The following is a 25,064-nucleotide window of genomic DNA, read 5'->3' as shown; positions in this document are numbered from 1 at the left end:
CCGGCGTAGCGCTCAGCGCCGCGCGAGCCGGGCTTCGGCCGCCTTGAGGACGTGCTCCTTGAGCAGGTAGCCGAAGCCCGCGTTGCGCAGTCGGACGATGAGCTCGTCCTGGGTCGTCTTGAGATGCTCGGCGGTGCGCTCCAGGCTCCAGCCCCCCTGCGCGAGCTGCTTGAGCAGGTAGGCCCGGCGCGTCTGCGCCGCCGAGAGCCGGTAGGTCTTGAGGTACTCGACCGTGCCGTCGCCGCGCAGAATGGCCTCACCCATGTGGTTCTCCTCCGAGGGCGACAGGCCCGTGATGAAGCGCTGGAGATGGAAGGGACCGGCCTCGTAGACGGGGGAGGTGACCACCTCGGCGCCGATGACGCCCTCGGCCATGAAGCCCATGAAGTCCGCCCAGTCCGCGCGCATGCGCTCGATGGCGGCCCGCAGCTCCTTCATCGAGTTCACCCGTGCATCCTCCACGCCCAGCCCCAGCACAGGCACGTCTCCAAGGAAGCCGTACTGCATGAGCAGATCCCCGTAGAAGTCCTCGAGCAGGGCCCGGTGCAGGGCGCGATAGTCCTCGGGGTGCGAGACGATGGCGCAGGAGAGCAGCGCGTCCGCCTGGAAGATGAGCATGCCCACCTGGCGCTCGTGCAGTTCGAAGATGCGCAGCGCCTCCGCGAAGGCCGTGCTGATCCAGCCCGAGGAAGACCACTCGCTTCGGGGGTTGAGCCCCTGGGAGAGGGCCTCCTGGGAGTACTCGCTCCACGCCACCTGCGGCCCGCCGAAGTACAGCGCGAGGAAGCCCTCCATCGTCAGGTGCATGGGGAGCAGCCGCAGCCGGTTCCTGTCCTCGCGGTGCGCCATGCGGTGCAGCACCCGCGTCGAGAAGAAGGGCCCGTGCTTGAGGCGCTTTCCCTCCTTGCCCTCGGGCTTGCGCAGCCGGGTCTCGGGCGTCACCGCCGTGCCCTTGTCGTCCCAGTCCACGACCAGGCCATGGGGGACGTAGGACGTGTAGTGGAGCCCGGGCTCCATCACCCCCCCTGGAGCGACACGACGCTCACGTCCTCGTCGTAGCTCCTGCGGGTGATGCGCAGGTCTCCGGGGATGTCATCGCGCAGCACGGGCACCAGGCGGATGCTCCCCCAGACCTGCGAGGGCGCGAGCCGCAGCCCCGTGAGCGGCAGCCGCCGCACCGCGCTCTTTCCGCCCTCCCTCATGCCACCTCCTCGTCGAGCGACTCTTCCGGCAGCTCGGACAGGGCCCTCGGGGGCCCGGCGTGGCCCGTGGGCGCGTGCTCGAGCATCCGCCGCACGCGCGCCGCCAGGTAGTCCTCGAGTTCCGCCAGGGGAGAGGCCCCCTCGGCGAAGCGCGCGAAGCCGAGCACCGTGGGCAGGTCCTCCGCGTCCCGCACGCCCACGGTGGGCACGTGCGTCCCGATGCCCCGGGGCGCGTAGAGCTCCGAGGCGAACACGGGGTTGGCGTGGATGATGGTGGTGCGGCGGGCGGGGTCCAGCTTCGTGCGAAACAGGCGGGTGACCTCGGCCACGGCGTTGGGGGGATCGTTGTCGTAGCCATCCGACACGACGACGACCAGCTCGGGCATCCAGTCCAGCGCGTCCAGCAGCGGGGTGGCGAGGTCCGTCTGTCCGCGGGCGCGCGAGAGCAAGGGGTGCTCGGGAGGGTGCATCCAGAAAGCGCGGTATTCGCGCGCCGTGGCGGCCAGCAGGTAGTGCGCCGCGAGCGCCACCCCGAGGGGCCGGCGGCGCTTCTCGCTCGAGCCCGAGGCGGAGTAGCTGTTGTCCAGCACGGCCGCCACCCGGCCCAGGGGCACCGAGGCCCGGCGCAGGCTGTTCACCGCCGCCCGCTCGAGCGCCGTGTGCAGTTCCGCCAGCCGCTCCTGTCGCGCCTCCAGGGGGAGGGAGAGCACGTAGAGCGCCAGCCGGGTGAGCGGCGTGCGCCCCAGGTCGAGGGCGATGGCCCTTTGGGCGCGCGTGGCCGAGCCCTGCAAGCGCAGCCGCTCGGCGGCGGTGAGGCGCGGCTCGATCTTCCGCAGGAAGACGTCCCGGGGGAGCTGGTGCTTCGCGGCGAGCCCCTCGGCGACGGTGTAGGGCAGCTCGAAGAGAGCGGAGGCGTCGTAGTGGGCCTTGCGGAACGTCTCCAGCAGGGGGGCCTGGAACACGCGCTTGCGCCAGCCGTGGAAGAGGAAGGGGTTGAGTTCTCCGGGCAGCTTGAGGTGGCCGTGCGCCACGGCGGCGCGCAGCTTGGAGCGGTACTTCACCGCGTCGAAGTGCAGGTCCGCGCGCCCCTTCAGGAACTCGCGCACGATGGCGCGGGCGCGGCGGTTGTTGATGCGCCGCTCCCGCAGCACGTCCAGCACCCGGTAGGCCCGCTGGGGCGGCAGGGCCCGGAGCGCCGCCGCGATGAGCGCGCCCTCCTCATGCCGGTCCGCGGGCGGGGTCTGCTTTCCGCTCGCCAGCAGGTTGAGGATGATCTGCGCCTGGTTGAAGTGGTTGATGCCCGCGGCCAGCGTGCGCGTGTAGAGGCGGCGGTAGTTGCCGAGGATGTAGGCGTGCAGGAACTCGATGGACACCGCCTGCCCGCGCCCGTCGTTGTAGAACTCGCGCTGCCCGGTGCACGAGAAGCACGCGTTGACGAACATGACCAGGTCCTCACGGGCGACCTGCTCGGCACGTGCGCCCGCGATGTCCATCGGAGGTTCACCCTTCCTGAGGAGGGAGCGCCGCTCGGGGAAGGCGGACACGATCAGCTAGTCAAGCTCCAAAGGCTCGGTTCGGAAATCGCATCACAGTCCCGCGAGCGGCACCCCTGACTGTAGCATGACGCGGCGGCCGGGCGCGGGCTGACACGCCCATGGCGTCTCGGCCTTCATCGCCTGGCTTCTCAAGCTGCGCGGTGTTCCCGGCGCGCACAAGAGAGATGGGGCCTTGTCGAGGGGTCGAGGAGGGCCGCGGACGGGGGCCGCCCAAGCTTGGGGTACACGCAGGCCCCGGTCGCCCGCCCATGAGGTGCGCGGCAGGGGCTTGGCTCTCTGCGCCCTGGCGGCTTGAGCGACATGCCTCCCGAGAAGCCCTGGCAGAACGCCAGGGGGAGCGTCTTGCCCCTGGCGCCGAGGCCACCGGTCACCCGGAGGTCGTTACGTGCTCCTCGACGACGTAGGCCCGGGTCCGTGAGCGTTCGAGGAAATTCGCTTCGTCCTTGGCGATCGCGTCACCATTGGAAGGAGCGAAGAGCAGAGCCCCCCAGGCATGGAAGGCCTCCCGGTCGGGGAACACCAGCTCGGTGATGACGTCGAAGTCGATGGAGCTGTCTTCCATGTTCAGGGCATCGCCTCGCACCAGGAAGTTGCGTTTGTAGACGATAGGCGGGGGCGCCAGGCCGCAGACGAGCGGCACGTGGTTCTTCTCGTAGTAGTCGATGAAAGCCTGCGTCTCGAGTCCCTGCTTCTTCGTGAGAAAGGCAAACACCTTCACCATGTCGTGACTCCATCGGGAAGGATTAACGTCATCCTCCGTCCGAACGTACTGCGCCTGCTCACGGAGCCGACACGGAAAGGGTCATCCGCACTGGCCGGTGGTCGCTGCCTGTTTGAGGAAGGGCGCGCAGGTCGTTGGTTCGGGGCACTGCTCTGCCGGTCCTCCGACGACGTGTCCTGACGCGCCGCCCAGCCATCTCGCACTCGGAGCATCCAATGCATAAGAAGGAGAGGGGCCGTGTTGAAGGGCACGGGCGAGAGCAGAGAGGCAGAAAAGGTCTGCTGACGAGTGCCGGAGGGCCGAGTGGCACGTCGGTGTGCCGACCCCGCAGCCCTATTGGGTACACGCCTGCTCAAGCCGCCTTCCCATGAAGAGGCGGCGGGCGACGGGCCACTTCTGCTGCGGACTCAACACTCCGAGTTCTGGGGTGGCCTCCCTGCTGTGGCCAGTCTCCCAGGCATCGTGGGTAGTCCCAGGTGCTTCAGAGTCGCTCGCCCCCTACCGGGAGCCGTCAGATACGCCAGCACCCGGCGCCTGCCTCCAGCTCACACTTGCTCAGGCGGCCCCTGTCAGGGGCCATCCTCTGCCCCTGCGCTCCTACCCGCCCCCCTCAACAGCACTTCCAGTTTTCCTATGCTCCTTACGTTGGGCCGCGGTGGTGAGCGCGGTGCTGGTCCCGGCCCGCAGCGGTCTTCTGGGCTACGCCGTACGCCATGCCAGCTTGAGCGGGAGTTTCTGGCTGAGCCGCTCGAAGCGTTCACGAACCTCGTTGAGTGGGAGCCCGAGCCCCTCGGCTATCAACTCCACGGTCGACAGCTCGACGGCGTGAGCCAGATCCACGGGATATCCATGATCTTGGATGAACCACGTCACCAGATCCACGTCGTCCAAATCACCGTGGCATGCAACCCATGCTCCGAGCGCATCCACTCGGAGGCCTTCGTCGTCCGATTGGAGTGCCTGCTCCAGAAGCTGTTTGCCTCGACTGTCGCCCAGCCAAGCCAGCCCTGCCACCGCTGCCAGTCTGACTGCGCTTGCGTCGTGGTCGCTCAGCGCCGCGAGCCAGTCCACCGCATGCTGGCCCTGGAGCTTGCACACGGCGGTGACGATGGCGGCCTGAGTGGAAGGCTCCCACCTATCGACCCCATGCCGCAGGGGTTCGGCTGCTTTGGGATCCCCAATCTCCCCCAGGGCATAAGCCAGATAAGCTGGAGCGGAGTAATAGTTCCACGCAGTCGTGGGCTCTTCCATTGAGCGCCATATTGCTATCAGCGGAGCCACTGCATCTCGGCTCTTCATCCAGCCCAGGAGACTTGCCACGAATCTCGGGAACCCCGAACCCTCAGCGTCGCTCAATAAAGGGAGCAGTTCCTGTGTGAGCGCAGAGGTGTCCTCTGGGGGCGCAGCGCTAATGCAGAGCAATCGCCACAGCCCTTGCACGGCGCTGAACCGTACGCCCAGATCGGCATCCCCGAGTTTCTGGCGGAGGGGCTGCAATGCCTGCCGAACTTTCAGCATCCCCAGCGCGTGCGCCGCTGCGGCGCGAATACTGGGAACGGGCTCTTCCAAACGTTGGAGCAACAGGTCGACCGGCCGAGTATCACCCAGCGGGCCCGCAGCCCTGGCGGCAGCCTCTCGGATGTCGTCATTGGGGTCTGTCAATCTCGGGATCAGGAGATCGACCACACGCGTCATGCGCATGTGCCCTAGAAGGACGATGGTATGGAGGACGGCTCCTGGATCGCTCTTTGGATCGGCGACGACCGCGCTCAACCGATGGGCTTCAGCTGAATTCGGCCCCCAGATTCTAACGCGATGGCCCATGTATAAGGAGTACAGGCCATACGCGGCAGCATGAGAAATAGCGCCGCCGCATTCGAGCAGCGCCAGCAGGTGTGGTGCGGCCGCATCCAGTCCTCCACCATGAGAGAAGGACACCGCCATGCCGACAGCAGCCACGACCGCCTTCGTGTCCTCCACAGGTGGAGCGAGATCCATGAGCCATTGCTCCTCCAGCGAGTAGTTGGGAAACATGTCCATACATACCGACAGGATGTCCAGGACAGGCTTTCGGCCCTGGAAGTCTCGGGCCAGGAACTCTCTCGCGAGCACGGAGCGCGCCTGATCGCACCAGCGAGAGGTGCACAGCTCGCTGAATGCCTCCGGCGAGCCCGTGAAGTCTTCCTGGGGGCCGATGAGCTTTCCGAGCCGGTCCATGATCTCGTGGGCGAGCGGCAAGGAGATATCGGGCTCATCTGCGAGGCACAGGGCTGCACGCACTGCGCGGGAAGGCGCGACCACTGCGGCGTCCTCCCAGGGACTCACCTCCAAGATGGCGCGCAGCACCGCATCCACCTCACTCGATGGACAACAGGCCACGAAGAGGCGGAGCACTTCATGCCAGCGCAGCGCCTTGTCGCTCTCGCCTTCAGACGGAGAGGCTTGTCGGGCCGCGAGCGGCGCGATGAGCTCTGCCCGCGATCCCGGCCGCGCGCCTGGGAAGCATTGCTCCACCAGGGCTCGGGCGGCCAGATACTCCTGGAATGTCAGATGGCGGAACTCGTAGACGGGAACTGGAAGGCCTAGGTGCTTCATGGCCCCGGTCCGCGCGAGGATCCCTGTTCGGCGCTCCAGCAAGGCCAGGAACTGCTCCGGTTTGTGCTGGTGCACTGCGTGGAGGTGGGGGTAATCAGCTCTCATCTGGCGAAGCAGCTCGAGTACCTTGTCCTCGCTGATCCGCTGTACCCCACGGTCGCACATAGCGTAGGCTAGGTACTGGAGCTGAGGTCGTGCCTCACGGGCGTCGAGTGGGTCGTCCGTCTCCGCCTGCCTCCAGTTGAGCAGGACTTGCACTGCCTCACCGTACAGCTCTGCCCGCCGCCTCGGGAGCCTGCCCACGTTGCGTTTAACTAACGCCATCGTGGTGAGCAGCATCGGGTTGCTGGTGAGCCGCTCGATCCGGTCCGTGCTATGGATGTCGCGGCTCAGCTCTTCGGCTGCTGCCGCCCGCCTCTCGGGCACCTCGGTCAACTCGCACCACCGCTGGACGAAGTCGTCTTTCTCCGCCGGGAGGAGGTCGTCCACGATGACATGCTCAAAGCCGTGACCGATCCGGTGGTACCCCATCTCCCTGTAGCCCACGAGTCGTGACGTCACCACCATGGCGACATGTGGGAAGTTGATCTGGATCTGCGTGAGCTGTTCGCAGAACCGGGTGCGCGCCGCGGTGTTTGAGATCTCATCCAACCCATCAATGAGCAGGATTGCCTCGTCACGGGCGAGCTTCTCTCGGAGCACGATTCGCAGGGCGTCCGCCTCCTCTTCGCTCATCTCCGATCTGCGCAAGGTATGCCTGAGCATATCGTCGAGAGTCCCACCGATGGCCTTAGGGTTCAGGTCACGGCACCGGATGAGGATGGGCAGCCAGTTCCTATCCGGTAGGGTGCTCACGGCCGGAATCGAGTTGAAGTCGGGATCCCGCTTTAGCCGAAGCAGGTACGCCGTGGCGATCCACTGCAGCAAGGTGGACTTCCCAGCGCCGGGATCGCCCAGGATCACTAGCCGTCGAGCCAGAGAGAGCAGCTTGCCTACGACAAAACGGTTCTGCGGCTCCAACGGGCTGAACCTCTCCGGCCGGGCCGCCTCGAAACGCTCTTCCAGTGCTGCCAAATCCTGCTCGCCGGAGTGGGTCCTGGCGGATTCCTCCGCACGGACATTGAGCGGCACGTACAACCTCCGGACCTCCAGCTTGCGTGTCGCGATGTGCCGGTCTCCCTCGGGGAGGTTGGCCAGGCTGATGATGTCGCAGGACTCAAGAGCAAGCCTCCGGTAGGTGACCTCCGTGCGCTGCTTCAGGGCTTTCGCCGAGTCCTTGCTGTTCAGCGGGTAGTACTTCCGGATCGCCTCGATGAGCTTACGGACTGCACCCTCCGGATCCTCCCAGTACGCTCCCGCCTGTTCGCCAAGCACCAGTTCCTCAATGTCTGCGGCACCCTCCATCTGCATCACGAAGAGATGGCCAGAGCTGCTGCTACGGGCAGCGTTGGAGATCTTCCGGATCCACTTCGAGCCGGCGGCTCGACACGTGGCGCAGACCACCACGGCTCCTCCCTCGTGGAGCACCTTCTGAGCCTCGCGCAAGAGGGACTCGCCCACCAGCACAGTCCCCTCGTGGACGAGTTCGTAGCCTGCTTCCTGCAGGGGCTTGGCGAGTTTCTCTGCTTCGGTTTGCTCGCCATCCGCATGCGCGAGAAAGACCTTCGTCATGCTCTCACCGGAGAGCTCGGAGGAGTTCGGACACGCCGTGCCCCCAATCCTTGGCCAAGTTGGCGTACTTCATATCCGCGAGGATCGCCGGAGGCACTCCACCCGCGAGCAGGGCAGGCAGCACCTTCACTCCCTCGCCCGAGAGCTGGCGCGCCAGGGTCGACATCCACTCACGGTTCACCCAGGGCGAGTCCCCCGCTGCGGAGAAGCAAACGATCAGGTAGGTCGAGCCCTTCAGCCCTTCGTTGATCTTCTCGACGATGGAGTCTCCGACGTCGAGCTTCCACTCGTCGAACCAGACTTGGTGCCCGGCTGCCATGAGTTCTCGTGCCAGGCGCTCGGCATGAGCCCGGTCAAGCTTACGGTGGCTGATGAAGACGTTGGCCATGTGCGCTCCTCCACGCTGGGAGGCTCCATGCGGCTCGGAAGAGCGTATCGTATGGCAGTGCTGTGCGCGCTGCCATAAGAGCTTGCCTGCTTCGGAGAGCTAGTTTCTCCCTTGTGGACTTGATGAGCGAGCGCTCCCCCAAGCATGTGCGGAGGAGGGGAGGGGGACGTTGCCCAAGCAGGCGCTGAAGAGATGAGCGTGGCGTCTTGGGCAGCGGCGAGGAAGGAGAAGACGCCGCGAGTGGACTTTCGCGGAGTTGCGCAGGAGGACGCTCGACTTCGACGTGTTCGCGAGCGTGAGGTCGCGGGCGTTGAACTCCGCGAGTGCGTCGCGCTGGGCGTCGAAGACCTTGGACAGGTCATCCCTTTCCGGCAGGTCCTTGAGCAGCGTCCAGTACGCAGCCGAGCCGCTGCCGAACCAGTTGTCCGCGTCCGTGGCCGGGAACACGGTGTTGGCCCACAGCTTCTTCTCATCGAAGCTGAGCGCGTCCTTCACGCGGGCGAAGTCCTTCTTCGGCGTCTCCGCCTTGGGCTCGGGCCTCTCCTTCGCCTTCGCGGCCTTGAGCTTGTCCGCCACGTAGATGGGACTGAAGGCGGTGTAGCCCAGCGACAGGTGCTGCGTGGCGCCGGGCAGGTCCGGGATTCAGCGGCTGCCCACCATCTTCTCGCGCAGCGTCGTCTTGCCGTAGTGGGCTAGGAACATCAGCTTCTCTGCCATCTCCGACGAGGTGACCTTGCCGTCACACGCGTTGGAACAGAGGGGGCGAGGAGGGCCGCTGACGGGAGCCGCCGAGCTGTGGGCTAGGCTGAGGAAGAGGCCGTGCTGCCTGCATTGGGCACATGCCGGCCCAGGCGGCTCCTGGATCAAGGGGGCAGCAGGGGGCGTGCGCTTCTGGAACAGCGCGACAGCTTGAGGCTCAACACCACGCCAAGTGCGGTGGCCCCTGTGCTGGGGCCCGCTTCGCAGGCTCAGAGGGCAGTCCCAGGTGCTCCAGAATGGAGCTGACCCCACCGGGAGCTGTCAGGTACGCCAGCACCCGGAGTCTGCCGCCACACCTCGCGCAGGCCCATACGTCCACCGCCCTGCGTGCGGCGTCCCGTTGTACGAGGTGCTCCAGGGACCTTGAGCATCCCGCCTGGGATAGAACCACCGGAGCAGGCTGTCAGACCGCGAGGGCAAGCTTCCTTCGACGGACACCCGAGCGAAGGACGTTCATGGCAACCCTGAAACAGCTGGCGTTCCGGATGGCGCGCACTCCTGCCTCCGGCTCCCTGGTGCGCTTCGGCTTCGCGCACGCGGACCGGCTCCTGCCCCTCACCTCCGTGGACCGCTCGGAGCAGGCCGCCCTCTACCGCCACCCGCGTCCTGTCTACGGCACCTTCCACCACATCGCCGTTCCCCTGCGCGGCGTGCCGGACGTCTTCGCCCTGGCGCACCCGCGCCACGCCGGGCTTCACGCGGGCCTCTTCGCGCTCATCGCCGCTGCTCGGCAGCGGACCAGGAGCGCTACCGCGCTGGCTTCTCCCTGCTCCAGGACGCCGGGGGCCTGCGGGGGGCCGCCTCATCTGACCGCCGTGGGGGACCAGAAGTGCGTCAGTGCTCCCGAGGCGTGGGCCTCGGTGTAGCGGCGCAGGTCCTCCGCGTTGTCCGCCTCCAGCCATCCGGACGCGATGCGCACGGCGTGGACCGCCACGCCCTCGGAGATGAGGTCCTGGAGGAAGGCCGTCATGGAGATGTTCCAGTAGCGCGGGTCCATCGCCACGCGCTGGTCGAAGCGCTCCAGGAGCGCGTGCAGGACGCCGGGCCCGAACCGCAAGAGCCCGATGTACTGCCCCTGCACCTCCTCCACCGAACGCACCCTCGAGCCGATGTCCACGATGCGCTCGCCTTCCAGGCGCAAGGACTCGCAGTCCGTCGTGGGGTCCTCCATCCGCAGCTCCCAGAGTTGACGCCACTGCGTGTCGATGGCGACTTCGACGTCCCGGGACGCGGCGAGCATCCGCGCCAGCACCTCGTGCGAGAAGACGATGTCCCCATAGGAGACGAGGACCGGCTCCGTGCGGGACACCACCGGCAGGCTGAATCGCAGCGTGGAGACCATGTTGCCGGTGGTGTAGGCCGGGTTCACGACGACGCGCACGTTGCGCCCCGCTCCGGTCAGCTCGGGATACGCGCCGGCCATCACCGTGACGTCCACGCCGAAGTGCGCGTAGACGGCCAGCTGATGGTCGAGCAGTGGGGCTCCCGCCAGCTCCACCAGGCACTTCGGCCGGTTCGCCGCGAGCGGCCCCATGCGGGTGCCCAGGCCCGCTGCAAGGATGATGGCTTTCACGGTTCGTACGCCTCCATGGATTCGAGGACCGAGGAAAGGTGATGGGGCTCACGCTCGGGGTGCCAGAGGACGCCCAGCGAGCGCCGCGCCCGGTTCGCGAAGGCCTCCACCGCGCCGTCCTCCGAGCGCGCCAGGACGTCCCATCCCTCGGGCATGGAGTCCTCCGCCACGCCCCAGTGGTGGAAGCTCGCGACCTCCGCGGGGCCCCGCCACGCCTGGGCGAGTGGACCCGTCAGCGCGTGGCGCACGCGCACGTGGCCTTCGACAGGCGCGAGCCGCATCCCAGCGAAGCGCGCGAGCATCTGCGCGCCCCGGCACACGCCCAGCACCGGCGTCCGCGTCCGGGCGGCGAGCGACAGGAGGACGGACTCCGTCTCGTCGCGCGCGGGAACGGAGTCCGGTCCCGCTCCCGGAGCGTCGTTGCCTCCGCTCAGGATGACGAGCCCCGGACGGAGGGCCTCGAACTGGGCCTCGGCCGCGGCGGCCACGTTCACCACCGGGAACGGCACCCAGCCGGCCGCCCACAGGCCCGAGGCCCAGGAGTCCTCGAGCGCGTCCCGCACCTCCGGTCGTCCCGGGACGCGGTCGCTGCGCTGGGTGATGAGGGCCACGCGGCGCTCACTCATGGACGAGCCTGCGCCCCCCGCAGTCCAGCGTCATCACCCGCCCACCCGACAGCCGCCGGAACTGCTCCCGTCCCACGCCGATGGCGGCGGGCAGCTGCAGCTCGGTGCAGCGCACCGCCATGTGCGAGTTCGCGCCCCCATACGCCGTGACGATGCCGGCGACGCCCAGCGCGAGCAGCCCGTCGTAGCCGGGGTCGGCGCGCTCCAGCAGCACGATGTTGCCGCGCACGCGCTCCGGGTCTGGCAGCCCATCCGCCACGAGCACCGGCGCGCGCACGCACGCCTTGGTGACGAACAGGGGCTGCTCTCCACTGCTCACGTGGAAGAGCAGGTGCGACGTGCGCGTCAGGATGTCCGGCAGCTCGATGAGGTTGACGGCGGCGGCCTGCTCGCGGGCCTCCTCCACGGCGTCGCGGCACCACGACCGGGCTTCGAGCGGCGGAAGCGACAGGGCGGTCTCCACCTGCTCCAGCGACAGGTGCGCCAGGTCATCCCGGCTCAGCCCCAGCGGCTCGCCCCACGCAGCGAGGTGTTCGAGCACGCGGCTCAGCGTCTTCGTGAACACGTGCTTGCCGTACTCGCGCCCCGCGATGCCCGCGCCCAGGTGCGAGAGGAACACCTCGCTGCTCATCGACAGGCCGGCGCTCCGCAGGCCCGCGCCCAGACGCTCGTGGAGGCTCCGGGACAGGGGAGCCTCGTGCCTGAACGGCTCCTCCGCTCCGGAGATGAGCGGGCCGAAGTAGCGCTCCGGGTCCGCGCCATAGTGAGGCATCCGGATGTCATAGGTCCCCGGGCGCAGGTGTCCGAACTCCGCGACGAGCGCCTCCAGGCCCAGCTCGCCCTGCCGCACGCGGTGCGCGTCCGCTTGCAGCTGCCCCGCCACCGTCCGGATGCGCTGGAGCACTTCGCGCTGCTCGCTGAAATCCATCACGCCCTCGCGCATGAAGCTCTTGAGCAGCGCGGTCACCACGAACGCCGTTCGCGCCAGGTGCGCGAAGGGCAGGGTGCCCAGCATGCGCAGGCGCGCGAGGATGGGGCCGAGCCCGCCTTCGAAGCCCGGAGCGAACGGCTCGGCCCGCAGCCGCTGCACCTGCTCCACCTGCGCGGGCAGGTCGCGAAGCCCGTGGAGCGTGATGTCCCTCAGCGCGGTGGCCAGGGCGTCCAGCTCCCCTGCATCCAGTGAGGACGCATAGAGCCTCCGGAGCCGCTCGCGCAGGCCCAGGCTCGCGCACGTGTCCGCGATCTCGAACTCCACCTTGTCGTGCAGCTCGGGGGCGCTGGCCAGCCGGGCCAGCTGCTGGGTGACCAGGACCTCCGCCACGCGCGCCGGGGTGCCGGCCGGGATGAAGGAGTTGAGCGAGGCGCGCACGTCCACGTAGGCGTGCCCCGCGAAGTCGCGCAGCAGGGGAGTGCCGCGCAGGTCCCGGTACCCGTAGGCCGCGCGCTGCTCCGCCCAGGTCTGGTCCGTGATGAGCCTGCCGTAGAGCGTCCGCGCGAGCGGGAGCGGGCGCCGGCCAATCATCTCCGCCGGGTTCCAGTCCGTCATCGTGCTGTAGACGGGGCCGTCTCCGACGACAGGGGCCTTGGGCCGCAGCAGCGCCTGATGCGCCTTGCAGGCATCCGCCAGCAGCATCGCCCGGCGGACCTCGCCTCCTTCCGGCAGAGACGATCCCTTGGCGATGGGACGCACCTGGAGGAGGTGGAAGTCACCGCCCGCCAGCGCGAACTCGATGTCCAGCGCCTCCACGCCCACGAGCTTCACCAGCTCACGCCCCACGGTGACGACGCGACGGAGTGAGTCCGGCAACAGGCCCCGGGGCACGCCGTGCTCCACGTAGGCGGACGAGGGCTTCTCCAGGGCGCCGGACGTAATCTGATCCGTGCGCCCGCTGGAGACGTCCGACGCCACCACCCAGTACGAGGCCAGCGTCTCCGGGTGCCGCGCCATCAGCACGCCGCTCTCGCTCACGGGGTGGACGTAGGACTGGAGGAAGACCTTCTCCTCCCTGGCTCCCGGACCGTACGACTCGAACACGTCCGAAATGGCGCTGCCCACGGCCACGGCATCGCCCGCGTCCACGTCGAGCACGGAGAGGAAGCGCCCCGCGTTCGACGCGGTCCACGCATCCTCCGCGGAGCAGGAGGAGCGCACCACGACGCGGTCGTTGCCGAAGCGCTCCCGCACCCGCCGGAGCACCGCGTCCCGGTCCCGGGTCCAGTCCACGCTCCGCACGATGTGCGGCGGGGAGATGCGCCATGGCCCGTGCAGTTCCGAAAGGACGTCGAGCGTGCGCGCCTTGTCCCCCAGCACGAGCCGGCCCACGGGGGCCTGGGGCTCGCTGGAGACCTCGTCGTCTTCCAGTTCGAAGCGGGCCACGTCTCCGGTCTGTGCGAGCCGGTCCGCGACCTCGTCCAGGCCCCAGCCCTCCAGCGCCGCACGCACCGCCTGGGTCCTCCCGACGATGAAGCGGCACTCGCCCCGCCAGGTCGCGATGACGGCGGAGGCCGCTTGGAGCCGCAGGCGGAGCGCGCGCGGACGCGGGAGCACCGTCCCCTTGAACACGAGCGTCAGCGGCACGCCGTCGAACGTCTGGGCGAGCGTGTCCAGGACGCGCTCGGCCCAGGCCCGCATGGACGCGTGCACGGGGCCTACGCCACGGATGCGGCAGTCAGGAGGATTTCCAACCGGAGGGGTGGGGCGGAACATCACGGCTTCGCATTCCATGGCTGTCACGGGCGACCTCGCACGAGCGGACGTGGGGCATGGCGCGTGCGCGGCATCGCATTGTGGCCTCTGCCCACGTGTGGTGGATTCGATGCATGAGAACCTTCGCCACGGATGAGCGGCTGGCGTACCGCCGCGCGGGCAATGAGCTCCAGCCCCGCCCGTCCGAGGACCATGTCCTCTCCTACGAGTACCGCTTGATGCAGCTGCCGCTGGTGCGGCCGGACCACCCGGAGGTCGTGCCGTTCGACCTCAAGGCCGGCTACGACTGGCTGGGCACCTACCGCGCGCCCCGCGTCTCGCTGGTGGGCTTCGTGGACTTCGGCGCCTTCGCGCAGAGCCCCCAGTTCAACCGCTTCATGAACGCCGTGGCCATGACCGCCGCGGCGCGGAAGATCTCCTGGGAGACCGTCGAGCGGCGCAAATACAGACACCACTTCACCATCTGCAACGGGCTGCATGAACGGATGCCCATCGCGGACATCGTGCCCTTCGTGAAGCAGCGGCTGGAGGGCTTCCCCCGCTTCCGCATCCAGGTGAAGGGCGGCTGGTTCTGGGGCAAGAAGAACGGCCGCATCTACTTCCCCGTCTACCCGGAGCTGACGGACGGCCCGAACCCCGTGGACCACCTCACCGAGGTCCAGACGCGCCTGGGCCACTCGCTCCACCCGGGCTTCTACATCGGCTGTCTCCAGTTGATGGACCACCTGCGCTTCAACTCCGAGCTGGACGTGCACGAGGCGGACGAGCTCTTCGACGTGCTGAGGCGCTTTCGCGAGACGACCCTCGTGGAGCTCGACGTGACCGAGCTCTCCATCCTGCGCACGCACGACGACCTCATCCTCAAGAGCCGGGTGCTCGAACGCGTGCCGCTGGCGGGGTGACGGGTTCATTCGAACTCCTGGAGCGCGCTGCGCAGGAGCACGCGCTCGTAGGCGTTGCGGACCAGCGCCCCCAGCGGACCGATGAGCCGCGTGAGGTCCGTCTCGCGGTACAGCGCCGGGTGGTGGAGTAGCTCCAGCACCGTGGCGGCGAGCGCCGGCTCCACGCGGTAGTCGAACATCCCGGGCCGGCGCGGATGTGAGAGCCCCGCCTGGACCGCGTCGTTCACCAGCGCCGCCTCGCTGGCCACGACGCGCAGGTACACCTCGCGGGACGCCGCCGGCTCGGAGCGCAGCCCCTCCAACTCGTTCGCTGCCTCGCGCCACGGAGAGACCAGCTCCTCCGGCAAGGGGGCAACGAGCTCCACCTCCTCCGCGAGGCGCAGGCGGAGGTGGACCAGGAACTCCAGGGGCGAAGGCCTCCATGCGCGTCCCACGACGGCCCCCGGCAGCTGCTGGATGGCGGAGCTCGCGCGCCGGGTGGGGCGCCCCTCCGACTCCAGGAGCATGCGCAGCTCCCGGGGGTCGAAGGCCGTGGCGGCCTCTTCAATCATGGCGTGCGTGTCGTCCGAGGAGTGCATGAGGCTCAGCGCGCGCGTCGGGGCCTGGAGCTGGCTGCGCAGGTGGTGCGGTGAGCGCTTGTGGGGATTCGCCGACCCCTTGAGCGACTTGAACGCCGCGCAGGCCGACCGGCTGGGGGTGCGGAGGATGAGCGCGCAGGAGGACTCCAGCAGGTACACCTCGCTGGGTACGGCCCATGTCTTGTCGAGCGCGATGGGGCGGTTGGGGCTGTACACCGCCTCGATGCTGCTCTGCGTGAATTGGACGAAGCGCCGGTCCACGACGCGGAAGCCCTCGCGCTCCAGGAACGCGAGCCCCTCCTCCGCGAGCCCGAGCCCGATGGCGTACGGGTCGAAGAACGTGAAGACGAACTCCTCGCTCCCCGGACGCGAGCCGAAGGCCTCCACGAGGCCGGACACACTGGCAGCGTTTCTCATGTGAGGTCTCCACTCCCGGCTTCCACGAGCCACAGCGCTTCGGAAGGCGCGAGCAGGACGTCCCCCTGGCCCTGACGCCCGCCGAGCAGGTCCTTCCACTTCCGCAGCGGCACGGGGACGGACATGGGCTCCACGCCGAAGTTCACCAACACGTGCAGCGGCTGACGGCCATGGCCTCGCGCCAGGTGCAGGGCCCCGGGCACTGGCAGCCGCGCCTCGCAGCCACTGTCTTCCAGCAGCGCGGGCGTCCGGTCGCGCAGGCGGATGAGGCCCAACAGGGACTTCAGGATTCGCGCGTGCACCGGCTGCCGGACCCACGCACGCAGGGCCCCATCCGAGTACCGGTGCCGGTTCGCGGCGCGGGGATTGGAGGGCTCGACGCCCACCGCGTCCGGAAGTCCGAACAGCGTGGGGAAGTAGAGACAGGGCGTGGCGGGGAGCGCGAAGAGCAGCGCGTGCGCGGCCAGGTAGCGCTCGACGTCGAGCCCCGCCTCCGTGGAGAAGATGCGATGCAGGGAGCTGTTGAGTTCGTACGGCCGGGGTTCGCCCCCTACGTCCGCGTGGGACACCCGGACCCCGGCACGCTCCATCCGCTCCATCACCCGCCGCAGGGTGGGGGCCTCCAGCGGCGGATCCATGGGACGCAGGTGCACGCCGTCATGCGTCTGGAGGAAGGCGTAGCCGTCGCGGCCGTAAGCATCCGACGCGGACGCGTTCACCCAGTCCACCAGCGGACCGCCCTCGCCCGCGAGCGCCGCCGCGAAGACGAGCAGCGGCACCGCGAGGTGGTTGTCGTGCTGCGCCAGCTCCTCGCCCAGGTAGCACCGCTCTCCCGTGCGGTGGTCCGTCTCCGCGAGCAGGCGCACCGACGGGTCCACCAGGTCGGCCACGGCTCGCAGCGCGCGCACCAGCAGCTTCGCCTCCGGCTGGTGCGGCCCGCCGGGGACGCGCTTCCACACGTGGGGAATGGCATCCAGGCGCACGACCCGCGCGCCCGCCTCCACCAGCCGCAGCAGCGTGCCCGCCATGGACAGGAAGACGTCCGGCGAGCCGTGGTTCAGGTCCACCTGGGCGCGCCCGTACGTGCACCACGCCCAGACGGCGCCAAAGCGCTGGAGGATGGAGGAGGTCCGCACCCGCGTGCCCCACTCGATGTCGCGCGGCTCGGAGAAGAGGTGGAAGTCCCCGGGCCGCCCCTCCCCGCGCAGCACGTCCCGGAACGCCGGGTGCGACGTGGACACGTGGTTCATCACCAGGTCGAGCATCAACCCGCCGCTCACCTCCGACAGCCGCTCCAGGTCCTCCCATGCGCCCAGGCGCGGATGCACGGCCCGGTGGTCCACCACCGCGAAGCCGTCATCCCCGTCCGACACATAGGGCGGGAGCACGTGCAGCAGGGCCGGTCCCACGCCGCCCACCTCCTCGTCGAGGAAGCGCCGCAGCGCCGCGAGTGGAGCCATGCCCCCGTCGAGCACGTGGTCCGGATACACGGCGATGACCGCGGGCCGCGCGTGCCCGGGCCGCGGGCGCGCGCGGACGCCCTCCGCCGCCTGGGCCAGCTCCCGGACGAGCGCCTCCGCGCGCTCCGCCCCGTAGAGCTGTCCCAGCGCGTCCCCCAGCCGCGCCCTCGCGGGTGCGCGGACCGGGGGGGCCGTGTGTCCGGAGGCGCTCATCCCTGGTGCTCGAGGACGTAGTCGATGCTGCCCTGGAGGAACTCCACCGCGCGCGCCAGCTCCGGCTCCGCCGACATGCGTTGGGCCATGCGCTGGTGGAGCGCTTCGATGCGCGTGAGGCATCCGCCCAGCGGGCCCGTCGCGCAGTCCGCGTGCAGCAGGAGCCCCTCCTCGAGCAGTCCGCGGTCCACCTCGCTCGCGGTGGCCATCGCCTTGCGCGACTCTATGAGCAGCCACTTGCGCGCCGCGCTCGTCACCCCCAGGGCCGCGAGGATGGAGACCAGCGCCTCCTCTACCGCGATGCGCGCCACGTGCCGGCTGGACTCCTCGCTGACGGCGCGGTGGCTGATGGCGTCCTCCAGGTACTCATGGACCTCCATGAAGTGGCGCACGGTGAGGTAGGTGGGCAGCAGCTCCACCAGGAACTCGTCGCGCCAGCTCGCCACCAGGCTCGGGTTCATCAGCGGCAAGCCCACGCGCAGCCGGTGCAGGAAGCGCAGCTCCGGGCCGTCGATGATGGGGATGAACTTCAGCTCGGAGGGCTTGTAGAGCGCCGGCGCGATGGCCGTCATCCACGTCATGATCTCCGCGACGCGGCCGCGCTCCGCCAGCTCGACGTTGACCTCGATGCCGTCGCAGTACTGGAGCGCTTCACTGAAGCGGCTGTTCTTGAAGCGCACGCCCTCCTTCGTGGAGATGAGCGACGTGCGGTGCGGCACCAGCACCATCAGGTCCACGTCCGAGCTGGGCGTGCCATTGCCGGCCGCGAGCGAACCCGTCAGCAGCACGCCGCACGAGGCGGGGTCGCTGACGAGCTCCGACAGGATTTTCTCGACGTCCACGCCGTGCGCGCGAAGCGTCTGCGTGGTGAGCGGTTGACCACTGGAGAGCTGATGCGTGCGCTTCATGATGCCACCTTCCCCCGTCCCTCATGGGACAGCTGCAAGTCCGAGAAAACGTCCGCGCACGCGTCCGCGACGGTGCGCACCATCTGCTCCTCATGCGTCCGCATCACGCTCAGGCGCAGCAGGCCGTGGCCCGCCGGCACTGCCGGGTGGATGACCGGATTGGCGTAGATGCCCCGGTTCCACAGCAGCCTCCACGCCTGGAGCGTGTCGAAGTCCGCGCCCACCTCCACGCTGACGATGGGACCGTCGGAAGGAATGGGGCGCAGCCCGCGCTCCACCAGCGCCTCGCGCAGCGAGCGCACCCGTTCCTTCAATTGGGCCACCAGCCCCGGGTCCTCATGGAGGATGCGCAGGGCGGCCAGGGCCGCGGCCACGGAGGCCGGCGTGTTGGCGGCGGTGAAGAGGAAGGGCCGCGTGAGGACACGCAGCGCCTCAATCTGGGCCTTGTCCCCGATGATGGCGCCGCCGCAGGAGCCCAGGCTCTTGGAGAAGGTGATGGTGATGAAGTCCGCGTCCTGGACGACGCCGTCCTCCTCCACGGTGCCCAGCCCCCGCGCGCCCACCGTGCCCAGGCCGTGCGCCTCGTCCACGACGAGCGCCAGCCGCGTCTCACGGCACACCTCCAGGAACCGGCGCAGCGGGGCCCGGTCTCCGCGCATGGAGTAGACGCCCTCCACGACACAGAGGCCGGAGCCGGTGTCCTCCTTCGCCTGGGCCAGCAGGTGCTCCGGGTCGTTGTGGCCGAAGCGCTTCATGTTCGCGCGCGCCAGCCACACGCCGTCGAGGACGGAGGCGTGCATCTCCTCGTCCACCCAGGCGCGGTCATTGCGGCCCAGGAGCGAGCTCATCAGGCCCAGGTTGGCGCCGTAGCCGGTGGAGAACACCATGGCGCCGGTGCGGCCATAGAAGCGCCGCAGGGCTTCCTCCAACTCCTCGTGGAGCGTCAGGTTGCCGTTGAGCAGGCGCGAGCCCGTCACGCCCGCGCCCCAGCGGGCGGAGGCCTCCTGCGCGGCGGCGATGACGCGAGGGTCGTTCGCGAGCCCCAGGTAGTTGTTGGAGCCGAAGTTGAGGATGTCCCGGCCCTCCATGCGGGTGATGGGGCCGGTGGCCGACTCCACCCGCGTGAAGTAGGGGAGGCGGCCAATGCGCTTGCCCAGACGGGCCTGCGCCACGCGCGGGTCCCCGAGCAGCCGCTGGATGACGGGCGCCCGAGGGCGGTCCGCGGTGTCTTGTTCAGGTCGTGTCATGTTTTTGGTCCCGGAAGTCGAACGCCAGGCTGGCGGCGGTCGCGCAGACAGCGGTGAAGGTGAGGATGACGGCGGTGCTCTGGAGCACGACGCTCCAGCGCCCCTGGCCGAAGGTGGCTTCGTTGAGCGCGCGCAGGGCCCAGTAGTGCGGCGTGGCGTAGCCGAGCGTGCGCGACCAACCTGGCAGGGCTTCGGTGGCGACGATGGCGCCACCCACCGCGCTGAACGTCACCAGCACCAGGTAGGAGAGGTTGGAGAGCGTGGCGGTGCTGCGCGTGATGGCGAAGAGGAGGAAGCCCAGGGCCGAGCCGCTCGTGACGAGCGCCGCGCCGGTGAGGGCCACCTGGAGGACGTTGCCGTTCAGCGGCAGGCCCAGGAACACCGCCGCGAAGCCCGTGAAGAGCAGCAACTGCACGAACGACATCGCGCACGCGGGCAGCACCTTGCCCATGGCGAACGCGAGCCGGGATGGGCGGATCAGCGCCTGCCTGCCGTGGGTGTGGTACCAGAAGTCCCGGTAGAAGGCGTGACCGGAGTAGGTCACCACCATGTAGCTGAACATCACCGCGAAGCCGATGGTGGCCCGGCCCATGGCGCCCGGGGCCGAGTCGAGCCCCGACACACCGGGCCCCAGGATGGCGGAGAGCACCGCGGGCAGGATGAAGATGAACACCATGGCCGTGCGCTCGCGCGCGAGCACCCGCCACTCCGTCAGCGCGTAGCAGCGCGCCACGTTGACAAAACCCTCCACGCCGCTGGGAGCGGAGGGGGCACGGGAAGCGATGTCGTGATTCATGGCCCCTCTGACTCCCGGGCGAAGGCGCTCAGGGACGGGTCCCTCAGTAGGATGTCGCGGAGGCTGTTGCCGGACAGGCGCAGCTCGGACAGGTGGACATCGGAGGGGACCTCGCCCAGCTTCGAGCGGACCTCCTCCAGGCTGCTGGTGGCGAGCGCGAGCTCCCACGAAGCATCGGGACGCGCGCCACGCAGCGACAGCGTGCGAGCCTGGTTCGACAGCACGGTGCCCAGCTCCCCCAGGTCGCGAGTCTTCCCGTCGCGAAGCAGCACCAGCTCCGTGGACAGCTCCTCGATGTCCTCGGGATAGTGCGCGGTGACGAGCACCGCGGCGCCCGCCTCACGCCACGCGCGCACCCGGCGCACGACCAGCTGACGGGCCTCGAAGTCGAGCGCGACGGTGGGCTCATCCAGCAACCGGATGGGTGGCGCATGGACGAAGCTCGCCGCCAGGTGCACGAGCCGCCGCTGCCCACCCGACAGGTGATGCACGCGCATGCGGGCAATGGGACCCAGCGCGAACTCCTCCAGGGTCCGCGCGATGGCGGCCTTCGCCTCACCGCGTCCCAACAACAGCCGGGCCAGGTGCCCGACGTTCTCCTCCACCGTGAGCACGGGATAGAGCGCGATGGCCTGCGTCGCGAACCCGATGGCGCGGCGGGCGTGAAGCCCACCCACGTCGAGCCGCACCGAGCCGCCCGTCGTTCCCCGCACGGTGCCAGTGAGCGCTCCCAAGAGCGTCGTCTTGCCCGCGCCGTTGGCGCCGAGCAGCCCCACGGATGTTCCCCCCTTCAAGTGGAGGGAGACATCGCGGAGCACGGGCGTCCCCTGGGGAAAGGCGAAGGAGAGCCGCTCCGCGGAGAGCAGGGCGGTTCCTTGCGCGGACCCCATGGACTGACGAAGACGCCCAGGTGTTTTGATCGGATCCTGAAATGCTGCTTGTTCAGGAAAGGTGATTTTGTCGGTCATCGTCGGGATGACCTTCTACAGATGCGGTCTGACATCCAGCGTCAGCGGTCCGCGTCGGAGATGACACGGCCATACTCATTACGGAGGATTTGTTGAGAGCCTTTCCAAATCCCTTACGTCACTCACGGTGAGCGCGAGTGTCGCGTGTAGCAAGACGCCGGAGCCTGCTATCGCGCCGGAAGCAGGGGGCATCACCGGCTGAGGGCGGCACGGCGACCCATGCGGTCGCAGCCCCGTCCACTGTCGGAGATCCGCTGCGGTGAGAAGGCCATCCCCCTGAAAAACGTCGGCCCGAGCAAGGAAGTCAAAGGCTTCCTTGCTCGGGCCGACCGCAGGCCATTCGACGGCCAATCTACAGTCCTGCGTCTGCTCCATCCTGCTGGCTGTGCTCCAGCTGGAATCCTCCCGCGTCCGGACGCACCCTGAGTACACGCCCTCCATTCACCGCTTCCATGATCCTGGGCACGCCAATGCAGTGGGGAATCTGAGGCCCGTGCGCATTGTACAGCGCGCAGAAAAATCCTTCGGGGCACAGCTCGGGCACGCCTGAGTCCGGGAAGCAAGGGATGACACAGCTGGCAGTCAGCTCACTGCCCTCCGCGGACCGTGTGGGGGCGCATACCGCCCCCCGCCCGCAGGCAGGGGCATTCAGGCACGGATCTGCAGCCGGGACCTCCGTCTGCCCTCCAGTTCGGATGCAGGCAGTGAAGGTCAGCAACAGACAGGAAATCGCCAATACGAGCGCTCTGGGGTGAGGATGTCTCATTTGCAGCTCCTGATAAATGCCGGGACAGAGGCGTCGTAGGGGCATGACGCAGCAGCCGAGGACGAGGAATCCAAAGTGCACGTCGTCCCTGCGCTCGACGACCCAGCGATAGCGCCCCAGCCGCTCCTTCTTGACGCCCGGACGGACGAGGACTCAATGGAGGCTCGCGAGAAGTCCACCTTGCGGTGATGGCCCAGCGTGCAGCGGCAGCACAGCTTGCTTGGAGCCCTGCATTGGCTGTCTACGGCACTGGCTTGGGCGCCGGCTTCACGTCGGTGTTCTGGCCGGAGACGATGCGCCACTGCTTCTGGGTGCGCTTCATCACATACCGCATCTGCGTGCGCAGCAGTCCGTCCTCGGTGTTCTGCACTCCCGGAGGGAGGCCCGTGTGGCCGGTGACCTCGTGCATCGTGTCCACCACGGCGATGTCCTCGCTGGGGAAGCGGATCCTGCGCACGGTGACCTCTGCGTGGCTGGTCTTGAAGATGCTCGCGAAGATGGCGGCGTGGCGCGTCTCGATCTCCGCGCGACCCTGGAACACCGTGCCGACGATGTTGATGAAGTCCGCGTCGTCCGCGAAGTCCCGCGTCCATGCCGTCGCGTCGTGGGCGTTCCAGGCCTCGGTCTGAGCTTTCACCAACTGGCGGAGGTCCTGCTCGTCCCGGGCGTGGTCAGGGGCCGTGCACGCCGTGGAAACCAACACCAGACTCAGCACCGCGACGACTGCGAAGGAAGAAGAGCGGGTCATGGCCGCAGTCTGCCATGGGGGACGGTGCTGGAAGGACCTCGTTCACGAATCCCAGCGCACGCGGTAGGAACAGGCGTGGCCGTTGAAGTCGAAGTGTGGTTCGCGGCCGTGGGTGATGAGCTCGGTCTTCAGGTAGTTGTTCACCGTGGCGAAGCTCTCCTGCAGGCGGGAGAGCACCCGGTCGGGCCCGAAGATGGGCCACAGGGACACGAGCGCCTTGCCCAGCAGCGTCCGCCCCAGGGCGGGGCGGACGCGTGGAAGCATCCCTGGATTGGGGCTGCAATGCACTCGCGCGCGGGGTGAAGTTCCCGCGGCGAGCCAACGCTCAGTAGAGGTAGTCCAGCGCCGTGCGGTCGGAGCTGGTCCACTCGCCGCTTTCATTCGAGCTGAAGCAGGAGTTCATCACCGAGCCGCCCCGCGTGGCCGTGGTCGGCGTTCCGGGGATGTGGATGGCACCCACGTTGGACGCGCCCTCGTTGCCGCCGGTGCCGCAGCTGATGGACCGGTCGTAGTAGTCCGAGTGGCGGAAGCCGATGGTGTGGCCCAGCTCGTGGGTGATGACGTGCTCGTTCACGTCCACGCTGTAGCTCTGCAGGCCGGTGCCGATGTTGATGGTGCCGTAGGGCTTGCCGCCCTTGGGGAACCCAGCCGAGCCGCCGGTGCCGCTCGTGGTCTTCGCGGAGATGGTCGCGGTGCAGTCGGACGCCGAGCCGCGCGCGAAGGTGATGCGCAGCCCCTGGCTGTTGTAGTTCTCGATGGCCAGGTCGAGGCCCTGGCTGAGCCGGCTGTAGCTGTTGAACTGGGAGGTGGGGATGACGCAGATCTTCGTCACGCTGGTGCCGACGAGGTTGGTCGTCCGGTACTGCTCCGCGGTCGCGCTGTCGGTCTGGAGCATCTCCCGGGACGCCTCCAGGCTCACGTGAGCGTCACGCCCCACGTACACCGCGTTGTCCACGACCATGATGTCGTTGGCCGGGAAGCCCGCTTCGATGAGGTTGGAGACAATCTCGTCGTTCTCGCTCTGCGCCTCACCACCGCAGGCCGTCAGCAACGCACCGCAGCTCACCACGACGACAGCAGCCTTCTTGAACATGTTCGTCGCCCCTCTTGGCGTGGATCAGCCCAGCTCCCGGTCCCACCACGGGACCACCGGGTGGACTGTCGCTGTTCTAGAGGGTTTGAGCCGCATTATCCAACAAAACGAGAAATTATTGTCAGATGAACCTAGTCTGCGAGTACGGAAAGGTCCGATGATACACACCATGTTTCATTCCCGGTGTTTGTGATTTCACGGAGCGTTCGTTCCCGGGCCCATGCGCTTCAGGCCCGGGAAGGTCCTCCGCTTCAATCGCTCAGTGCACCTTCGGGGCAATCTGCTCCAGCGGCGGCAGCGGCGGGATTCCGCCGCTCGCGCCCATGGAGACGGTTCCAGCGCTGGACGTGTCCTCTTCTTCGCTGCCCTCCAGCTTCTGGCTCACCTGGTCTCCCAACTGCGCCAGTCCTTCCTGTGCGCGGCGCTTCGCGGGCTCCAGGAGCTGGCGCTCCTTGTCCGTCACCGGCAGCAGGCTCGCGGTCAGCATGCCCAGGGCCACCGCGCCGAGCGCGAGCGCCAGGGGCTGTTCCTCGAGGGCCCGGTCGTACCACTGCGAGGTGCGTCCCCGGATCGCCTGGGGGGACGGCACGCGCTCGCGCAGGTGCGAAGCCTGGCTTCTCACCCGGTCCTTCACGTTCTCCGTGGTGCTCCCCACGGTCTCCTTCGCCATGTGCAGCGCTTCGCTCGCGCGGTCCTTGAGGTGCATGCCCTCGTCCCCGCTGGACTCCTCGCGCGTGTTGTATCCAGGGACGGGGATGACCCGGCCCGAGCCGTAGGCGCCGGAGTACTCGCGCTCGGCCTCGTACAGGGGGATGCGCTCGCGGCCAGGGCCCACCGGAATCCGTTCATACTCGCGGACGCGGTAGTCGCGCTCCTCGATGCGCGAGCGGAACGCCCGCTTCATCAACATGGAGCCGACCCCGGCCCCCAGCAGCCCCAGCCCTCGTGGCGTGTGGGTGGCCTCATCCGTCCATTCGTACGTCTTGCGCATCGCCGTCTCCTTGGCGTGTGATTTCCAGTCGAGCACCTTCTCGCGGGCCTGCTGTTTCAGCTCCTCGCGCTTCTCCGCGGCGAGCTGCTTCGCGTGCTCCGTCACCTCTTCCTTCTTCTCGAGCGCGAACTCCTTCACACGCGCGGTGAAGTAGATTCACGCCCGTCCACGAAGCACAC

22 protein-coding genes are annotated in these 25,064 nt (G+C 68.4%); 2 read left to right on the top strand and 20 right to left on the bottom strand.

Annotated elements, in window-relative coordinates; translation table 11 throughout:
- Window positions 1-12: 12 nt before the first annotated feature.
- The 7 genes from D7W82_RS05915 to D7W82_RS40905 form a co-directional block, all read right to left on the bottom strand.
- Window positions 13-1,017, bottom strand: coding sequence for a hypothetical protein (locus tag D7W82_RS05915; RefSeq protein WP_233587325.1), 1,005 nt, complete (start codon window positions 1,015-1,017; stop codon window positions 13-15).
- A complete protein-coding gene (locus D7W82_RS41360; RefSeq protein WP_233587324.1) occupies window positions 1,017-1,202 on the bottom strand; it encodes a hypothetical protein in 186 nt (61 codons plus the stop codon). Before D7W82_RS41360 ends, D7W82_RS05915 begins: the two co-directional genes overlap by 1 nt.
- The gene (locus tag D7W82_RS05910; protein WP_233587323.1) at window positions 1,199-2,695 is read right to left on the bottom strand and encodes a hypothetical protein; all 1,497 of its coding nucleotides are present in this window, start codon (window positions 2,693-2,695) and stop codon (window positions 1,199-1,201) included. The genes D7W82_RS41360 and D7W82_RS05910 overlap by 4 nt, the downstream gene beginning before the upstream one ends.
- A 430-nt stretch (window positions 2,696-3,125) precedes the next feature.
- The gene (locus tag D7W82_RS05905; protein ID WP_120617399.1) at window positions 3,126-3,479 is read right to left on the bottom strand and encodes an EthD domain-containing protein; all 354 of its coding nucleotides are present in this window, start codon (window positions 3,477-3,479) and stop codon (window positions 3,126-3,128) included.
- Between the two features lie 699 nt (window positions 3,480-4,178).
- Window positions 4,179-7,745 (bottom strand): HEAT repeat domain-containing protein, encoded by a 3,567-nt coding sequence (locus D7W82_RS05900; RefSeq protein ID WP_120617398.1) that lies wholly within the window; start codon window positions 7,743-7,745, stop codon window positions 4,179-4,181.
- Between the two features lie 4 nt (window positions 7,746-7,749).
- Window positions 7,750-8,133: a toll/interleukin-1 receptor domain-containing protein gene (locus tag D7W82_RS05895; protein ID WP_120617397.1), complete on the bottom strand. Its 384-nt coding sequence runs from the start codon at window positions 8,131-8,133 to the stop codon at window positions 7,750-7,752.
- A gap of 99 nt (window positions 8,134-8,232) precedes the next feature.
- Window positions 8,233-8,709 (bottom strand): hypothetical protein, encoded by a 477-nt coding sequence (locus D7W82_RS40905; RefSeq protein WP_199727688.1) that lies wholly within the window; start codon window positions 8,707-8,709, stop codon window positions 8,233-8,235.
- 638 nt (window positions 8,710-9,347) lie between these two features.
- Between D7W82_RS40905 and D7W82_RS05880 the strand changes: the two genes are divergently transcribed.
- Entirely contained in the window at window positions 9,348-9,758 is a 411-nt protein-coding gene (locus tag D7W82_RS05880) for a hypothetical protein (protein WP_120617396.1), read from the top strand.
- Here D7W82_RS05880 and D7W82_RS05875 read toward each other — a convergent pair.
- Genes D7W82_RS05875 through D7W82_RS05865 form a run of 3 tightly spaced genes read right to left on the bottom strand, consistent with a single transcriptional unit; the run spans window position 9,695 to window position 13,735 of the window.
- A complete protein-coding gene (locus D7W82_RS05875; RefSeq protein WP_120617395.1) occupies window positions 9,695-10,465 on the bottom strand; it encodes an NTP transferase domain-containing protein in 771 nt (256 codons plus the stop codon). The two genes, D7W82_RS05880 and D7W82_RS05875, sit on opposite strands and share 64 nt — an antisense overlap.
- On the bottom strand, window positions 10,462-11,091 hold the full coding sequence (locus tag D7W82_RS05870; RefSeq protein WP_120617394.1) for a gamma-glutamyl-gamma-aminobutyrate hydrolase family protein: 630 nt from the start codon (window positions 11,089-11,091) through the stop codon (window positions 10,462-10,464). Before D7W82_RS05870 ends, D7W82_RS05875 begins: the two co-directional genes overlap by 4 nt.
- Window positions 11,084-13,735 (bottom strand): PEP-utilizing enzyme, encoded by a 2,652-nt coding sequence (locus D7W82_RS05865; protein ID WP_120617393.1) that lies wholly within the window; start codon window positions 13,733-13,735, stop codon window positions 11,084-11,086. Before D7W82_RS05865 ends, D7W82_RS05870 begins: the two co-directional genes overlap by 8 nt.
- A gap of 176 nt (window positions 13,736-13,911) precedes the next feature.
- Here D7W82_RS05865 and D7W82_RS05860 point away from each other — a divergent pair, with 176 nt between their 5' ends.
- Entirely contained in the window at window positions 13,912-14,700 is a 789-nt protein-coding gene (locus tag D7W82_RS05860) for a hypothetical protein (RefSeq protein WP_120617392.1), read from the top strand.
- Between the two features lie 5 nt (window positions 14,701-14,705).
- Here the strand turns inward: D7W82_RS05860 and D7W82_RS05855 are convergent, their stop codons facing one another.
- From D7W82_RS05855 to D7W82_RS05810, 10 genes are all read right to left on the bottom strand, one after another.
- Window positions 14,706-15,695 (bottom strand): nucleoside-diphosphate kinase, encoded by a 990-nt coding sequence (locus tag D7W82_RS05855; RefSeq protein ID WP_120617391.1) that lies wholly within the window; start codon window positions 15,693-15,695, stop codon window positions 14,706-14,708.
- Window positions 15,692-17,368 (bottom strand): alpha-amylase family glycosyl hydrolase, encoded by a 1,677-nt coding sequence (locus tag D7W82_RS05850; RefSeq protein ID WP_120617390.1) that lies wholly within the window; start codon window positions 17,366-17,368, stop codon window positions 15,692-15,694. Before D7W82_RS05850 ends, D7W82_RS05855 begins: the two co-directional genes overlap by 4 nt.
- Window positions 17,365-18,276, bottom strand: a complete 912-nt coding sequence (locus tag D7W82_RS05845) for a nucleotidyltransferase domain-containing protein (protein ID WP_120617389.1) — start codon at window positions 18,274-18,276, stop codon at window positions 17,365-17,367. The genes D7W82_RS05850 and D7W82_RS05845 overlap by 4 nt, the downstream gene beginning before the upstream one ends.
- Complete coding sequence (locus tag D7W82_RS05840) at window positions 18,273-19,523, bottom strand: aminotransferase class I/II-fold pyridoxal phosphate-dependent enzyme (RefSeq protein WP_120617388.1); 1,251 nt, start codon at window positions 19,521-19,523, stop codon at window positions 18,273-18,275. The genes D7W82_RS05845 and D7W82_RS05840 overlap by 4 nt, the downstream gene beginning before the upstream one ends.
- On the bottom strand, window positions 19,510-20,319 hold the full coding sequence (locus tag D7W82_RS05835; protein ID WP_120617387.1) for an ABC transporter permease: 810 nt from the start codon (window positions 20,317-20,319) through the stop codon (window positions 19,510-19,512). Before D7W82_RS05835 ends, D7W82_RS05840 begins: the two co-directional genes overlap by 14 nt.
- The gene (locus D7W82_RS05830) at window positions 20,316-21,209 is read right to left on the bottom strand and encodes an ATP-binding cassette domain-containing protein (RefSeq protein WP_255417090.1); all 894 of its coding nucleotides are present in this window, start codon (window positions 21,207-21,209) and stop codon (window positions 20,316-20,318) included. The genes D7W82_RS05835 and D7W82_RS05830 overlap by 4 nt, the downstream gene beginning before the upstream one ends.
- 1,085 nt (window positions 21,210-22,294) lie before the next feature.
- Window positions 22,295-22,801, bottom strand: a complete 507-nt coding sequence (locus D7W82_RS05825) for an SgcJ/EcaC family oxidoreductase (RefSeq protein ID WP_120617385.1) — start codon at window positions 22,799-22,801, stop codon at window positions 22,295-22,297.
- A 42-nt stretch (window positions 22,802-22,843) separates the two neighbouring features.
- The gene (locus D7W82_RS05820; protein WP_233587322.1) at window positions 22,844-23,065 is read right to left on the bottom strand and encodes a DUF2378 family protein; all 222 of its coding nucleotides are present in this window, start codon (window positions 23,063-23,065) and stop codon (window positions 22,844-22,846) included.
- Between the two features lie 61 nt (window positions 23,066-23,126).
- Complete coding sequence (locus D7W82_RS05815) at window positions 23,127-23,894, bottom strand: zinc-dependent metalloprotease (protein ID WP_120617384.1); 768 nt, start codon at window positions 23,892-23,894, stop codon at window positions 23,127-23,129.
- A 259-nt stretch (window positions 23,895-24,153) separates the two neighbouring features.
- On the bottom strand, window positions 24,154-25,023 hold the full coding sequence (locus D7W82_RS05810) for a hypothetical protein (RefSeq protein WP_120617383.1): 870 nt from the start codon (window positions 25,021-25,023) through the stop codon (window positions 24,154-24,156).
- Between the last annotated feature and the right edge of the window lie 41 nt (window positions 25,024-25,064).

This window comes from Corallococcus sp. CA049B, assembly GCF_003611685.1.
Taxonomy (GTDB): domain Bacteria; phylum Myxococcota; class Myxococcia; order Myxococcales; family Myxococcaceae; genus Corallococcus; species Corallococcus coralloides.
Note: the sequence above shows the minus strand (reverse complement) of the source record. Positions and strands in the feature narration are given on the sequence as shown.